The 14,341-nt window shown below is 43.1% G+C and carries 15 protein-coding genes and 2 tRNA genes; 8 read left to right on the top strand and 9 right to left on the bottom strand.

The features are described 5' to 3' along the window. Positions 1 to 420: 420 nt before the first annotated feature. Complete coding sequence (gene fadB, locus FTV08_RS14535; RefSeq protein ID WP_044113072.1) at positions 421 to 2,571, top strand: fatty acid oxidation complex subunit alpha FadB; 2,151 nt, start codon at positions 421 to 423, stop codon at positions 2,569 to 2,571. A 12-nt stretch (positions 2,572 to 2,583) separates the two neighbouring features. Further along, complete coding sequence (gene fadA / locus FTV08_RS14530) at positions 2,584 to 3,756, top strand: acetyl-CoA C-acyltransferase FadA (RefSeq protein ID WP_005108092.1); 1,173 nt, start codon at positions 2,584 to 2,586, stop codon at positions 3,754 to 3,756. Between the two features lie 32 nt (positions 3,757 to 3,788). On the opposite strand, the gene FTV08_RS14525 is transcribed toward fadA, so the two are convergent. Further along, a complete protein-coding gene (locus FTV08_RS14525) occupies positions 3,789 to 5,363 on the bottom strand; it encodes an SIR2 family protein (protein WP_180087578.1) in 1,575 nt (524 codons plus the stop codon). Between the two features lie 229 nt (positions 5,364 to 5,592). Between FTV08_RS14525 and FTV08_RS14520 the strand changes: the two genes are divergently transcribed. Further along, positions 5,593 to 5,973, top strand: a complete 381-nt coding sequence (locus tag FTV08_RS14520) for a hypothetical protein (RefSeq protein WP_180087577.1) — start codon at positions 5,593 to 5,595, stop codon at positions 5,971 to 5,973. 93 nt (positions 5,974 to 6,066) lie between these two features. Here the strand turns inward: FTV08_RS14520 and tehB are convergent, their stop codons facing one another. From tehB to FTV08_RS14485, 7 genes are all read right to left on the bottom strand, one after another. Continuing rightward, positions 6,067 to 6,933: an SAM-dependent methyltransferase TehB gene (gene tehB, locus FTV08_RS14515; protein ID WP_180087576.1), complete on the bottom strand. Its 867-nt coding sequence runs from the start codon at positions 6,931 to 6,933 to the stop codon at positions 6,067 to 6,069. A 216-nt stretch (positions 6,934 to 7,149) separates the two neighbouring features. After that, entirely contained in the window at positions 7,150 to 7,422 is a 273-nt protein-coding gene (locus tag FTV08_RS14510) for a hypothetical protein (RefSeq protein ID WP_071852129.1), read from the bottom strand. A 109-nt stretch (positions 7,423 to 7,531) separates the two neighbouring features. Beyond that, positions 7,532 to 8,281, bottom strand: coding sequence for a hypothetical protein (locus tag FTV08_RS14505; protein WP_004729250.1), 750 nt, complete (start codon positions 8,279 to 8,281; stop codon positions 7,532 to 7,534). Between the two features lie 225 nt (positions 8,282 to 8,506). Next, positions 8,507 to 9,004, bottom strand: a complete 498-nt coding sequence (locus tag FTV08_RS14500; RefSeq protein ID WP_180087591.1) for a hypothetical protein — start codon at positions 9,002 to 9,004, stop codon at positions 8,507 to 8,509. Between the two features lie 223 nt (positions 9,005 to 9,227). Further along, positions 9,228 to 9,303, bottom strand: a tRNA-Phe gene (locus FTV08_RS14495). Positions 9,304 to 9,440: 137 nt separating this feature from the next. Continuing rightward, positions 9,441 to 9,516, bottom strand: a tRNA-Phe gene (locus tag FTV08_RS14490). A 203-nt stretch (positions 9,517 to 9,719) separates the two neighbouring features. After that, entirely contained in the window at positions 9,720 to 10,097 is a 378-nt protein-coding gene (locus tag FTV08_RS14485; RefSeq protein ID WP_004278652.1) for a GNAT family N-acetyltransferase, read from the bottom strand. Between the two features lie 96 nt (positions 10,098 to 10,193). Here FTV08_RS14485 and hisB point away from each other — a divergent pair, with 96 nt between their 5' ends. The 5 genes from hisB to FTV08_RS14460 all read left to right on the top strand — a co-directional run bounded on the left by hisB (position 10,194) and on the right by FTV08_RS14460 (position 14,153). Then, the gene (hisB, locus tag FTV08_RS14480; RefSeq protein WP_004729244.1) at positions 10,194 to 10,787 is read left to right on the top strand and encodes an imidazoleglycerol-phosphate dehydratase HisB; all 594 of its coding nucleotides are present in this window, start codon (positions 10,194 to 10,196) and stop codon (positions 10,785 to 10,787) included. Next, positions 10,787 to 11,404: an imidazole glycerol phosphate synthase subunit HisH gene (gene hisH / locus FTV08_RS14475; RefSeq protein ID WP_004781601.1), complete on the top strand. Its 618-nt coding sequence runs from the start codon at positions 10,787 to 10,789 to the stop codon at positions 11,402 to 11,404. Before hisB ends, hisH begins: the two co-directional genes overlap by 1 nt. A gap of 133 nt (positions 11,405 to 11,537) precedes the next feature. Further along, positions 11,538 to 12,218 carry a 3'-5' exonuclease gene (locus FTV08_RS14470; protein WP_373683614.1) on the top strand — a complete coding sequence of 227 codons (681 nt, stop codon included), beginning with the start codon at positions 11,538 to 11,540 and terminating at the stop codon, positions 12,216 to 12,218. A gap of 222 nt (positions 12,219 to 12,440) precedes the next feature. Next, entirely contained in the window at positions 12,441 to 13,175 is a 735-nt protein-coding gene (gene hisA / locus FTV08_RS14465) for a 1-(5-phosphoribosyl)-5-[(5-phosphoribosylamino)methylideneamino]imidazole-4-carboxamide isomerase (protein ID WP_005232592.1), read from the top strand. 69 nt (positions 13,176 to 13,244) lie between these two features. Then, positions 13,245 to 14,153, top strand: coding sequence for a DMT family transporter (locus tag FTV08_RS14460; protein ID WP_180087575.1), 909 nt, complete (start codon positions 13,245 to 13,247; stop codon positions 14,151 to 14,153). A 75-nt stretch (positions 14,154 to 14,228) separates the two neighbouring features. Here the strand turns inward: FTV08_RS14460 and FTV08_RS14455 are convergent. Then, a partial coding sequence (locus FTV08_RS14455; protein WP_171529517.1) for a transposase occupies positions 14,229 to 14,341 on the bottom strand: 113 nt, incomplete at its 5' end.

Genomic DNA, 14,341 nt, shown 5'->3' with positions numbered 1-14,341 from the left:
GTTATTTGTGCTGATTAAATACTATCAGCAAAGACCTGAAAGCCCTGCACTCAGTATGCTTCAAGGCTAAAAATGGCACATTCAAGGACAGAAATTGACTGAATTGACAAAACTCCGCTAGAAATGAACCTTGAAAATCAGTCACCCTGCTCCATATCTATCAGGCTGATTGATAAAAAATAATGAATTGAAACAAAATCTTTGGTTCATCTGCTTTTAGAAAACTGAAAGGAAAAGTCATAGCGGTTCGAACCAATCCGGCAGAAATTGATGACCATTGCGTCACGGCTTGATACAACTTGTTATGTTCTTTTTGGATATAGTTATCGTAAGATTAGCGAAGTCAAAAAGTGCGCGGGACATGCGCACTTGCTTCACAACATCAACTTAGAAGTCCTCCAAAATAAAGGAGATCAGGGCATGATCCACGCTGGCAATGCCATTACCGTCCAAATGCTTGAGGACGGGATTGCAGAATTCCGCTTTGACTTACAAGGTGAGTCCGTTAACAAATTCAACCGTGCAACGATTGAAGATTTCAAGGCTGCTATCGAAGCCGTCTCCCATGCCGATATTCAAGGTCTGATTGTGACTTCAGGCAAATCTACATTTATTGTAGGTGCTGATATCACTGAATTCGGCGACAACTTTGCTCAGGGTGAACAAGCGATTGTTGACTGGGCAATGCCAGTACATGAAATTTTTAACAGCTTCGAAGACCTCGACATTCCTAAAGTGGCTGCCATTAATGGCATGGCACTGGGTGGCGGTTTCGAAATGTGCCTGGTGTGTGACTACCGTGTCATGTCAGAACAGGCACAAGTGGGCCTACCTGAAATCAAGCTGGGTATCTTCCCGGGCTTCGGTGGTACAGTGCGTTTAAGCCGTCTAATCGGTATCGACAACGCGGTAGAATGGATGGCAATGGCCAATCCTAAGAAGCCAGCTGCTGCACTGAAAGACGGCGCAGTCGATGCTGTCGTTCCTGCTGACAAGCTACAAGATGCTGCACTTGATCTGGTAAAACAGGCGATTCATGGCCGTTTAGACTGGAAAACCAAGCGTCAGGAAAAACTCGATCCAGTTAAACTCAGCCCGATCGAACAGATGATGGCGTTTAACTCATCGAAAGGCATGGTTCTGGCAAAAGCTAATCCAGCTCAATACCCTGCACCAAAATTACTGCTTGATTCTCTTCAAGCGGGTGCGAGCCTGCATCGTGATGACGCGCTGAAAGCTGAAGCTGAAGGCTTTGCCAAAGCTGCGGTAACACCTCAGGCAGGTGCCTTGATCGGTTTGTTCCTGAACGACCAGATCGTGAAAAAAACCTCGAAGCGCTATGAAAAAGGTGCGCATCCAGTGAACCAGGCGGCTGTTTTAGGCGCGGGTATCATGGGTGGTGGTATTGCTTACCAGGCGGCAAGCAAAGGCACACCGATCATCATGAAAGACATCGGTAACCAGCAACTTGCTTTGGGTATGAAAGAAGCCAATGGTTTACTGACCAAACAAGTTGAACGTAAGAAGATGAAGCCTGCTCAAATGGGTGAAACTCTTGCGCGCATCCGTCCAACTTTAAGCTATGACGAGTTTAAAGAAGTGGACATCGTGATCGAAGCCGTGACTGAAAATCCAAAAGTTAAAGGCATCGTACTGAAAGAAACTGAAGCGAAAGTTCGTGAAAACACGATCATTGCATCTAACACTTCTACGATTTCAATCACGCGTCTGGCTGAAAATCTGGAACGTCCTGAAAACTTCGTGGGCATGCACTTCTTTAACCCGGTACACATGATGCCACTGGTTGAAGTGATTCGTGGTGCGAAGACTTCTGACGAAGCGATTGCAACCACAGTCGTTCTGGCTCAGAAGATGGGTAAAACACCAATCGTGGTCAATGACTGCCCGGGCTTCCTGGTGAACCGCGTATTGTTCCCTTACTTCGGCGCATTTGACCTGTTGCTTAAAGATGGCGCTGACTTCCAGCAAATCGATAAAGTGATGGAAAAATTCGGCTGGCCTATGGGCCCTGCTTACCTGATGGACGTGGTCGGTATCGACACTGGCGTTCACGGTGCAGAAGTGATGGCTGAAGGCTTCCCGGATCGCATGAAGCCTGACTACAAAGGCTCGATCCAAGTCATGTACGAAAACAAACGTCTGGGGCAAAAGAACGACGTTGGTTTCTACAAGTATGAACTTGACCGTAAAGGCAAAAAAGCCAAAGTGGTTGATCCAACTGCGTATGAGCTTGTGGCCTCTGTTGCAACTGCGGAAAAACGTGAATTTGACGCTCAGGAAATCATTGATCGCATGATGCTGGCTTTCTGTAACGAAACTGTTCGTTGCCTGGAAGACAACATTGTAGCCACTGCTGCTGAAGCAGATATGGCCATGATCATGGGTGTTGGTTTCCCTCCATTCCGTGGTGGTCCATGCCGTTACATCGATCAAACCGGTGTAGCTGAGTATGTTGCGCTTTGCAATAAGTATGCGCACCTTGGTAAAGCTTATGAAGCGCCAGAAATGTTGCGCGAAATGGCTGCTAACAACAAAAAATTCTACGGTTAAGGAGCAACGTGAATGGCTACTTTAAATCCACGTGACGTTGTCATCGTTGATGGCGTACGTTCAGCAATGGGTAAAACCAAAAACGGTATGTTCCGCAATGTACGTGCCGATTCGATGTCTGCTGAGCTTGTCCGTGCCCTATTGGTACGTAACGAATTCGACCCGCATGAAGTTGAAGACGTAATCTGGGGCTGTGTGAACCAAACCCTAGAACAAGGTATGAACATTGCCCGTAATATCGCATTACTGGCAGACCTGCCGAAGACTGTTGCAGGTCAAACGGTGAACCGTCTTTGTGGCTCGTCTATGCAGGCGATTCACACTGCGGCTGCGCAAATTGCAACGAACCAAGGTGATATCTTCATCATCGGTGGTGTTGAGCACATGGGCCATGTGGGAATGATGCACGGCATCGACCTGAACCCTGAAGCGTCTAAGCATTATGCTAAAGCGTCGAACATGATGGGTCTGACTGCTGAAATGCTGGGTCGTATGAACGGCATTAGCCGTGAAGAACAGGATGCGTTTGGTGTGGAATCACATCGCCGTGCCTGGGCTGCGACTGAAAACGGTCTGTTCCAGAATGAGATCGTCGGCATTGAAGGTCATAATGCAGATGGCTACAAAATCCTGTGTGATATCGATGAAGTGATCCGTCCAGATGCGAACCTTGAATCGTTCAAATCTTTGCGTCCAGTATTCGATCCGAAAGGCGGTACAGTAACTGCAGCGACTTCTTCAGCATTGTCTGATGGTGCTTCTGCAATGTTGCTAATGTCTGCTGAACGTGCTCAAGCTTTAGGTCTTAAGCCACGTGCTGTAATTCGCTCTATGGCGGTTGCAGGCTGTGATGCGGCGATCATGGGTTATGGTCCGGTTCCAGCAACGCAAAAAGCGTTGAAACGTGCTGGCCTGTCAATTGCTGATATTCAGACTTTTGAATTGAACGAAGCATTTGCTGCACAAGGTCTGTCTGTTCTTAAAGGCTTAGGCATTTATGACAAGCAAGACATCGTGAACCATAACGGTGGCGCGATTGCATTGGGTCACCCATTGGGTTGTTCTGGTGCGCGTATCACAACAACATTGCTGAACGTAATGGAACAGCAAGATACGCAAATCGGTCTTGCGACGATGTGTATCGGCCTAGGTCAAGGTATTGCGACCATTATCGAACGTGTTTAATTCTTAAATACCGAGATAAAAAGAAACCCCGCTTAATGCGGGGTTTCTTTTTTATTGACTAAGCAATCATAAATACAAACTAAACGCTTATAGTTAGAATTATTCCAGCTTTCTTCGAATTTTTCTTTTAGATAATCTAATAAAATTCTTAGATTCTCCTCTGAGCTATTATCAACAATATATTGACCTAAATAGTCAGCACGAATTGAATCGCTAAACTGAGTATTTTTAATTAATTCAAGAATACTTAATGAAGAAAGGTTCTTCGCTCTATATGATTTTCTATAGCCATTAGCTATCTTAGAAATAAATGTTCTTTCATTAAAATTAAATAAATTTTTAAAATTCTCAGGCGCATTTTTAAAAGGCTTATAATTTGGGTCAGCTTTAATAAATCTTTGAATAGGTACATAAACTGCTGACTTGCAAATATCTGGAAGTGTATTATTTAAAATTTGTGCTCTATCAAACTCAATATCTCCATATATAGCATCCGATAGAATCATTTTGAAATTAACACCTTTTAAGCCAACTTCACTATATCCTTGTTGAGCAACACCAAAACCTGCAACAAACTCAATTTTATTTGTTCCCTGCATGATTTCTTCAACATTTGTAGCACAGTATAATTTTTTATCTGGTGCCGCACCTTGAACTATTTCATAAAATTGCTCTCTAAAAATACGCAATATATAAGCAGGGATTTGACGTTCATTACCTTGTAGAGCTAAATAAACTTTCGAAAAATTATCAGTTCTAATTTCTGTTATAGGAATACTTATATTATCTACAAAACTAAAGTGTGTTTTAGAAATAGAATCCTCTCCTCCCTTTTCCCAACTAATAAAAATCAGATTATTTGCTAATTTAGCTCTATGTTCATCATTTGACATCATTTCTGAGATAGAACATAAAATAGATCTTATATTTTCATCATTCATAGAATAACCAATGAATATAATTGGATGTTCTAAAAATATTGAGAGAAGCTTTGCTGCTAAATATCTATTCTTTTTATGAAAATCCTCATAATCATTTTTTGTTAAAACTAGTGATTTTGGATCTGTACAACATCCATGAATTTTATAAATTTCAGCTATTTTTTGAGGATTTGAAAACAGCAAATTTCCTTGACCTACATAAACTTTATAATTTTCTTCTTCAAAGAGATGCTCTAAAAGTAAATCCCAATTTGTCGTAATAATTCCATCAATAATCGTTTTCTTTGATGTAAGAATATTTAATTCATCTAGTAGTTCTTTCTTATGAATATCTAATGATTTTAGATAATTACAAATATCATATCTTAATGGAGAAGATATATGAGCATACCAATCCGCCTGACTAGATATTATGTGTGAATCAGGTAGTGACCACCAATAATCAGAATATGGCTCTGCCATTTTTTCCGCTGCCAATGCTAGATCACCGTTACTTTCACTGATATAACGGATAAATCCTGAAGGTAAATTCGATCCAAATCGACTTAGTAAACCTTTCCAATCTTCTAAGCCTAGATAACGTCTTGAGAATCCTGAGCCTATAAAAAGAAATGGAGCTGTTGGACTTTCTTTAATTATTTCTTTTAAACTTTCCGTAATATCCAAAAAAGACCCCAAATTATAAAATATGTATTTAAATGATTATAGTAATGGTAGTTAGTTTATTTTTCCATCAGAACACCTCTATAGCCAAATTATGTTTAATTTTTATAAATGTTATTTATTTGTAAAATTGGTTTATTTCTCAATCATTTAAAACTTATTTATGAATTACTTAAATTTTATATGCGTATGATCAAGCCTCTTTTTTTTCTATTTCCTTAAAAGGGTTTATATGAACATGCTTAAAACAATGATCGCAACTGCAATCGTAGCGACTTCTGCATCTGCAATGGCAACTGAAGCTCAAGTTGCGCCAGCAACTGTTGTAACTAAAACAACCCAAACTATTGCCAAAGAAGCTGCTGCACCTGTACAAGCGAAAGTTGAAGCGACTCAAGCGACTGTTGCTGCAACTCAACAAGCGACTGAAACTAAAGCTGAAGCAGTAAAAACAGAAGCGACGACTCAAGTAGAAACAGCTCAATCTACAGCAGAACAACACGTTGAAGCTGCGAAAACTGAGGCAGTAGAAACCAAAGACGCGGCTGCTGAAAAAGCAGAAGTAAAAGCTGAGAAAAAAGGCTGGTTCTCTTGGTTTAAAAAAGCGGCTTAAGCTTTTTAAAAGCATAAAAAAAGATGTCAGCCTGACATCTTTTTTTGTTTTGGATGATTTAATTTATTTTCAGGAATTAAAAGACTTAATCTTCTATTCAGCCTTCTGCGCCAGCATCGTGGCAAAGTGCTGTTTAATCCGCTGGCCCTGCTCATCGACACGATACAGCTCACCGATATCTTCATTGTATTTCACGATATTCCAGCCCTCATAATACCCTCGCAACTCCCCCGGCTGAAAAGCAAATGGAAAATCGGCTTGTGCCGGAATATCTGGCGTATCCATGGCACAGACAATCAGGTTATAGCCACCCGGCACAGTCGCCTGCTGCATCTGTGCAATGAGCGGTGGAATGGTTTTCGCCTCAAGGAACATCATCACCACGGTACAGTAGATAAAGTCATATTGACCTACAATGCTGGTATCCGTGTTGAGATCGCGGCGCTGGATCTGTATGTGATCAATCTGCTCGGTCTGCACAATCTGTCTTAAAGTCTGCAAACTGTTTTCGTTAACATCCCAGGCATGGACATTAAAGCCGTTCTGACTTAAATAAAGCGCATTACGCCCTGTACCGCAGCCGACGTCCAGCGCACGGCCACCTTTTAAATAGGGCATGGCGGCCAGTACTTCAGAATGGGTAGGATTCAACTGATATTTCTTGATGAAGTAATCCTCAGGCCGGCAGTAAAAACGCAGCTGGCATTCGACATCTTCACTGGCAGAGACAATTTTGTGCCAAGCCTCAGGCTCAATAAATGGCGGTTGCTGCTCTGGTGTAAACACATGCTCGGATTGCACTGCACCAGATTCTTCCAGCATGGCAAAATGCAGCTCACCTTTTAATACTGTCAATTTCGCCCAGGTACCCGCTTTGGTATTGTGCTGATTCTTGAAGCCCTGAGGAATACTCTGCTGGGTCCAGACTGGAAGTTCCTTATAACATCTCAACTGTTGCATAATTTTTTGCCCTCCATATCATCCATGCTCCGCCTGTCATTCTTTTGGCAGCGGTAATTAATTCAGCATAGCCTGTTCAAATCGGAATTGGAATCAGCACCTGTTCGCGCTGTGCCGATGCAACAGCAAGATCAATACCAGTTTTCTATCAAAATAAAAAAGCTGCCTCTCTTGAGACAGCTCGGTTATCTATCAACGAGGAATATGACGATTCGATTAATGCAGCAGTTCCGACTTTAGCCAGTTGATATATTTATCCTGATCCATAAAATCCGGTGCGCTCCCCAGATCCAGACTGAAATACTGCTGATTGAACTGAATCACAATCTGTTCGGTATAGTGCCAGTCCTCGATCAGCGTGAAATATTGATTCAAGAACAACCGGTTCTTGTCCCCGTTATTCATCCTTTCTAATTTTGGATCTGTTTTATTTGCGACAAACTCACCGTACACCTGCTGAATATCAGCAAAAACCTGAATTGTTTGCATGACTCACCTGCTTGAATGTTATGTCGTGATCTGTGCGACCCCTTCAATTTAGCAAGCGAGTTTGAACAGCAGATGACAGTCCTATGGCAATCCTGTCATCTAGGTCATGCTACAACTTGTTTTCAACCGCTTTCTGATTGGCAGTTGCCACTCGTTCCATCTGTTTATTCAAGTGCAGCATTTCTTTATACAGCGCATTAAATTCTTGCACGGCTTTATCGTCATAGAACATAAAGGTGTTATTTTTCTTTTGCCATTTATGCTTTTTCAGTACTGCAAATAAGGCATCAGCCTTGGCCAGCGTCTGTTTTTCAATTTCAAAAATGACATGTGCATTACTATTTTGCTGACTGTCTTTCAGGGTCAGGCTCAGTTGCTGGCGATAACGGTTTTTAATATCCAGTTGTTGTGCCTTGTCGATCAGCTCGGCATCGCGCTGCTGGATTTTCTGCTGATAGCTGTTCACAATCTGATGGACTTGCTTGAGCATGGCTTCAGTTTCTTTATAGCCTTGTGCCTGATCCTTGGCCAAGCGGTCGATATTCAGAAAATTCTGCCAGTTGGCGGCTTTTAAGTCGCGTAGATACTGATTGCGTTCCTCGGCACTATCGCGCAATTGCCCCAGCATAAACTCAGCCATGATGGCATAGTCACCATCCAGACGGTCATCTTCAAGTTCAATCTGAATCGGTTTAGACCAGTCCTGTGCCTGCTGCGCAATGCTCTCGGTTTTTTCTTCGAGCACGGTTTCATATTCGAGCAGCTCAGCCTGATGTTTTTGCTGAACCGAATTCTGATAAAACAGCCCAATAAAAATTGCCAGTGTCACAGCGGCTACAATCATAAAAACACGCGGCATGTATACGCTCCAGCTCTGTCAGTCAGATCTTGTTGATTTACATCCACTATGCTTATTTTTTAAACACAATTCAAGGCATTTGATTTTTCCAATAATATGTCTAGCTTAGACAGAAATTGCTCCTCTCACAAAGCCACCCTTTCCAGTACCCTATTTTGTCGATCTCGTTGCATGACAGCTTTAATAAGCTCGTCTAACAAAGTTATCTAGACCGACAGGCATACATTATGGGGAATTAAATGGCAGGCTCAGATTCAGCCGGTTCGGATCGAATTGTTCCCGAACAATATTCACATTGGTGGCATCGCGGTTAATTCCAAAAGGTTGCAGCAATACATACACCCCATTTCTTGGGTCTGAAGACTGCAAGCCCTGTGCGATGGCCAATACATATTCACGGAACACCACAGGCAGGCTATCCAGATCAGGGTCGGCAGGTGCACGCATCACATCAATATTCGCGACCACATCACCATCCACGCTATAGGCCTGAATTTCACGTTCAATTTTTATCAGGCGCATTTGCAGGGCTTTGCGCTGGCTGTTCTGTTCCTGATAAGGCAACATTTTTTCAGTCACGGCGCGCAGTTCCGGTTCCGCCATGACGGTCAGAGTCGGTAAGACTACAGAATCAGCAGCAGGCGCAGCATGGCTTAATATCGGTAGGCTAAAAGCAGTACAGGCCGTAAGAAAGCCGAGTTTAATTGGTGTTAGGAGATTCATCATTTTCACCCTCGTTTGGAAAAGGGAAAGCGTCAAAGCTAAATCTTACAAATAATGCCCGTGTCTATTGTTAAGTTTGATAAACGGTCAATCAGGAAGAAAAAGCAGGAAACGTCGAAAAAGAAGAAGTTGACACAACTGAAAAATAGAAAAGAATAATGTTGATCTGGCTTTGGTGCAGGCAAAAAAAATCCCCAAACCAAGTTTGAGGATTTTTTGAATATGGTGGCGAGACCCAGGATCGAACTGGGGACACACGGATTTTCAATCCGTTGCTCTACCTACTGAGCTATCACGCCGATGCGGTGTATTAAGCCGTATCTGGCCTCATTAGTCAATCAAAATTATGAAAAAAATATTTGAGTGGCTGATTTTTGGCCTAAAAAAAATCCCTGATGGGATCAGGGATTGAAAACTTTGAAATCGTTTTAAAATATGGTGGCGAGACCCAGGATCGAACTGGGGACACACGGATTTTCAATCCGTTGCTCTACCTACTGAGCTATCACGCCGATGTCGCGTATTAAACAGTTTCAGCTGTAAATCGTCAAGAGCAGAGAGAATAATTTTCATCAAATGTTTACTTTTCCATCAACTCGCATCAATTTGAGTCATAAATCGAACAGTGTTTACCAAAGACCTCAGCAATAAAACAGATTTAAGCGCTTATTTACATAAAAAAGCAGCCTAATGACTGCTTGATATTGCTCTATCTTCAGATTTTTTCCAGATTGGCGAGACAACGATGAATGGCCCCACAGCCTGGGACGAAATTTTTCACGCCTTTTTCTTCTTCCATGCGGCAGACTTCGCTGACCAGCCTTTCTGCCACACCACGACCGCGATTGGCCGGATGTACCACGATATTTTCCAGAATGCGGCTTTCGCCCTGTCCAGTGCACCAGATTGCCCCAATAATTTTGCTATTAAATTCTGCGCTATAAACTGAGGTATACTGTGCAAGGTTTTGCTCTAGTTGTTCCATGGCATCTGCCCCGTCGCTAAATTCCGGGCTCGTGTCATACAGTCGCTCAAGCTGGCTGCGCACTTCGTCATTTTCTAAAGAAGTATAAGCATGTACGGTGATAGGCATTGATAAACCCTCCTGAGCAATCTAATATGCGGTGACTTCGTCACGGCGAAAATATTTTCTACATCAATCATTTTGACGTATTTGAGGAACGTGTCTATGACAGATCGTATCAGTGAAGTGGTAAGAAATACCAACGAAACCAAAATTCGAGTTCGTTTGAATCTCGACGGTACTGGTCAAGGCACCTTAAACACGGGTATTCCCTTTTTAGATCATATGATTGATCAAATCAAGCGTCATGGCCTGTTTGATATTGATATTCATTGTGATGGCGATCTGGAAATCGATGACCATCATACTGTGGAAGACTGCGGTATTACGCTGGGTCAGGCATTTGCACAGGCATTAGGCGATAAAAAAGGCCTGAAACGCTATGGTCATTTCTATGCGCCACTCGATGAGTCTTTAAGCCGTGTCGTGGTAGATCTGTCTGGCCGTCCGGGTCTGTTTATGGATATTCCATTTACCCGTGCCATGATCGGCCGTTTTGATGTGGATTTATTCTCTGAGTTTTTCCAGGGCTTTGTAAACCACTCCTTGATGACGGTACATATCGACAACCTGAAAGGCAAAAACAGCCATCACCAGATCGAAAGCGTATTTAAAGCATTTGCGCGTGCACTGCGTATGGCATGTGAAGTTGATCCACGTGCTGCGAATACTGTTGCTTCAACCAAAGGTACCTTGTAATGACCCGTATTGCCCTTCTTGACTATGGCATGGGAAACCTACACTCAGCAGCCAAAGCACTTGAACACGTCGGTGCAACGGTAGATGTAACCAATGATCCAAAACTGATCGCCCAAGCCGACAAAATCGTTTTTCCGGGTGTAGGTGCAATGCGTGACTGTATGCAAGGCATGCATGAAGCTGGAATTGATGAAGTCGTACGTAATGCCGTGTTCAACAAACCGGTATTGGCCATCTGTGTCGGTATGCAGGCCCTGATGCAACGTTCCGAAGAAAATGGCGGTGCGGATGCACTGGGCATTTTTGCCGGTGAAGTCAAACACTTCCCGGAAATGGCAGGTTTAAAAGTACCGCATATGGGCTGGAACCAGGTACATCAGGCCGATCCAAGCCATCCAATGTGGAAAGACATTGCTCAGGATGCACGTTTCTATTTCGTGCACAGTTACTATGTGGAACCACAAGATCCAAGCATCGTGGCAGCGACCTGTAACTATGGTATTGATTTCTGTACTGCCCTGCATAAAGACAACCTGTTTGCGACCCAGTTCCATCCGGAAAAGAGCCATACTGCAGGCCTTCAATTGCTAAAAAACTTTGTGGATTGGAATATCTAATCCAATACATTCAAAAAGCTCGCATCATGCGGGCTTTTTTATGGGCTACAGCTTAAAAGTTTATTTTTGAAAAATAATTCACATCCAAGCTTCCTTCTCTAAGGTATGCTCTATTCAACCTGAATATTCATCAATGGAAGATGCTTTAATCATGGATACCCAGCTTAACGATATTCTGCCGAGTAAAGAGGCAATAGCAAATTTTCCACCTTTTCAAAATATCGCGCCTGAAAATATTGTGGTGATTAACAGCATTCAGCAATGTGAAGCTCTACGCGAAGAACTTGGGCAGATCGCAGTCTTTGGTCTGGACACTGAGTCTAAACCGACCTTCAAGGTTGGTGAAGTGTCCACTGGTCCGCATCTGATTCAGCTGGCCACTCTAGAAAAGGCCTACCTGTTTCAGATGAATGCTGCCATTTGGGATTTTCTGAAACCGATTTTTGCCAATCGAGACCAGATTAAAGTTGGTTTTGGCCTGAAAAATGATGCGCATCTTTTCCGTAAAAGAGGCATTGAGCTGAACAGTGTGATTGAACTGTCAAAGTGCTTTGGTGCGTTCGGCATTAAAAATCCTCTTGGATTAAAAAATGCGATGGCTTTGCTATTTCAGGTGAATTTTCCTAAATCGAAACGGGTTACGACATCGAACTGGGCGAAAAAACATCTCAGTCAGGCACAGATTGAATATGCGGCTGCAGATGCCTATGCACCTTTACTGGTCTTTGAAGAATTGCTGCACCGTGGCTTGGGACCCAAGGAAGTTCCCAATACTTCACTAAAATTGAAAATTCGCCCGCATTCAAAAATTTGAACAAACAGAAGATCAGTTTTCTAGCGAAATATTATTTTGATATCAGACTCCATCAGGAGTATTGCAAAGAATAAAAAAATTGAAGAATAAAATCCTGTCACTCCAGCATATCTTCAGACAGGTTTTCTTTTTTCATACCGTTTAAGAGTTAGAAATTTCGACTTTATTTGCTAAGATGAACTCACTGAAATTCATTCTAAAGATTAAGCAAGGAGCGAAAGCATGCTGATCATCCCTGCAATTGACCTGAAAGATGGCAAATGTGTCCGTTTAAAACAAGGTCGTATGGAAGACGATACCGTATTTTCTGACGATCCGGTGGCAACAGCACAGCATTGGGTAAATGAAGGCGCTCGCCGCTTGCATTTAGTAGATTTAAATGGTGCTTTCGCAGGTACACCGATTCATAAGCCAGTGGTAGAAGCCATTGCCAAATCACAGCCAGAATTGCCTATCCAGATTGGTGGCGGAATCCGCTCACTGGAAACTATCGAGCATTATCTGGAAGCAGGTGTATCTTTTGTGATTATTGGTACAAAAGCAGTGCAAAATCCTGAATTTGTGGAAGAAGCATGCAAAAAATTTGCAGGCCATATTATTGTGGGTATCGATGCCATGAACGGCATGGTAGCAACGGATGGCTGGGCGAATGTGACTGATGTAAAAGCGACTGATCTGGCAAAACGTTTTGCGGATGCTGGCGTGTCTAGTATTGTTTATACCGATATTGCCCGTGATGGCATGATGCAGGGTGTCAACATCGAGCAAACCGTACATCTGGCACAATATTCAGGTCTGCCTGTGATTGCTTCAGGTGGCGTAACCAATATGGATGACGTGCGTAATCTGAAAGATCAGCCTGGCATTTTAGGTGCGATTACCGGTCGTGCGATCTATGAAGGCACTTTAAATCTGCGTGAAGCACAATTATTGCTGGATGAACAAGAAGCGCTATAATAGCATCTGCTGAAAAAGAGGTCTGTGGACCTCTTTTTTTATTGTTCAATTTTTTTGATCCTCTCTCCCATGTCAACATCCGTTTCCCAAACTCCCTCTATCTGGAGAACTAAAGTTCCTCAACTTGCTCTGATCCTGATTACCATCATCTGGGGTGGCAGCTTTATCACTGTACAATATGGCCTGAATTTCAGTAGTCCGGTGATCTTTGTCGGATTACGCTTTGCAGCAGCGGCAATTGCCGTAACTCTGCTGTCGCTGAAGCACTTGAAAGGCCTGACGCTTAAAGAAGTGGCAGCGGGTGCCATCATTGGGGCTGTGATTGCGATCGGTTATGGAACACAAACGGTGGGCTTGCAAACGATTAGTAGCAGTGAATCGGCCTTTTTGACTGCGCTATATGTTCCCTTAGTGCCTCTAATGCTGTGGCTGCTATTTCGTAAGAAACCACATTTTATGACCTGGGTCGGTGCCCTGTTTGCCTTTCTTGGCTTGGTCTTTTTAACCGGTAATGGCTTTGGTGCCATTCAGCTGAATTTTGGTCAGGCTTTGACTTTGCTCGGCTCGATTGCCATTGCGCTTGAGATTATTTTTATCAGTCATTTTGCTCCGAAGGTGAATACTCGGCGTGTCACCGTGCTACAACTCATTTTTGCCTCGTTATTTTGTTTTCTGATTGCACCGATGCTGGGTGAATCACAGTTACCTGACTTCCATTGGCATCTGGCAGGTATTTTGGTCGGTCTCGGTATTGCCAGTGCCTGTATTCAGCTAGTGATGAACTGGGCGCAGGAAATGGTAGATCCTTCTCAAGCTGCGATCATTTATGCCGGTGAACCGATCTGGGCAAGTTTATTTGGACGTATGGCGGGAGAACGTTTGCCTGCGCTGGCACTTCTAGGCGGATTGATGGTGGTACTTGGGGTGATTGCCAGTGAGTGGAAACTCAAGTTTTTCAGAAAAGAAAAAATAGAATAGTTGAAGGAAGATCTTTCCTAAGCTTATGAACTCCCCCTCTTAAAAAAAGGGGGAGTTTTTATCTAGGGCGTGTCATCAATTAAGCCATATCATGATTGAAGCAAGGTAGATTGCTGACAGGAAGTTTTGAGCCAATTTATCATAGCGCGTAGCAATACCTCGATACTGCTTGAGCTTGGCGAAGAAGT

This window comes from Acinetobacter sp. YH12226 (assembly GCF_013417805.1).
In the GTDB taxonomy this organism is placed as follows: Bacteria; Pseudomonadota; Gammaproteobacteria; order Pseudomonadales; family Moraxellaceae; genus Acinetobacter.
The sequence above is the reverse complement of the archived record's forward strand: the minus strand, read 5'-3'. Positions and strand labels throughout refer to the sequence as shown.

Excerpts from the sequence above, each read along its gene's own strand:
- FTV08_RS14510 (WP_071852129.1), bottom strand. The coding sequence starts at position 7,422 with ATGCAAACAATTCAGGTTTTTGCTGATATTCAGCAGGTGTACGGTGAG.
- FTV08_RS14485 (WP_004278652.1), bottom strand. The coding sequence starts at position 10,097 with ATGCCTATCACCGTACATGCTTATACTTCTTTAGAAAATGACGAAGTG.
- FTV08_RS14520 (WP_180087577.1), top strand. The coding sequence starts at position 5,593 with ATGAACATGCTTAAAACAATGATCGCAACTGCAATCGTAGCGACTTCT.
- fadB (WP_044113072.1), top strand. The coding sequence starts at position 421 with ATGATCCACGCTGGCAATGCCATTACCGTCCAAATGCTTGAGGACGGG.
- fadA (WP_005108092.1), top strand. The coding sequence starts at position 2,584 with ATGGCTACTTTAAATCCACGTGACGTTGTCATCGTTGATGGCGTACGT.
- FTV08_RS14505 (WP_004729250.1), bottom strand. The coding sequence starts at position 8,281 with ATGCCGCGTGTTTTTATGATTGTAGCCGCTGTGACACTGGCAATTTTT.
- tehB (WP_180087576.1), bottom strand. The coding sequence starts at position 6,933 with ATGCAACAGTTGAGATGTTATAAGGAACTTCCAGTCTGGACCCAGCAG.
- FTV08_RS14470 (WP_373683614.1), top strand. The coding sequence starts at position 11,538 with ATGGAAGATGCTTTAATCATGGATACCCAGCTTAACGATATTCTGCCG.
- hisB (WP_004729244.1), top strand. The coding sequence starts at position 10,194 with ATGACAGATCGTATCAGTGAAGTGGTAAGAAATACCAACGAAACCAAA.
- hisH (WP_004781601.1), top strand. The coding sequence starts at position 10,787 with ATGACCCGTATTGCCCTTCTTGACTATGGCATGGGAAACCTACACTCA.
- hisA (WP_005232592.1), top strand. The coding sequence starts at position 12,441 with ATGCTGATCATCCCTGCAATTGACCTGAAAGATGGCAAATGTGTCCGT.
- FTV08_RS14460 (WP_180087575.1), top strand. The coding sequence starts at position 13,245 with ATGTCAACATCCGTTTCCCAAACTCCCTCTATCTGGAGAACTAAAGTT.
- FTV08_RS14500 (WP_180087591.1), bottom strand. The coding sequence starts at position 9,004 with ATGAATCTCCTAACACCAATTAAACTCGGCTTTCTTACGGCCTGTACT.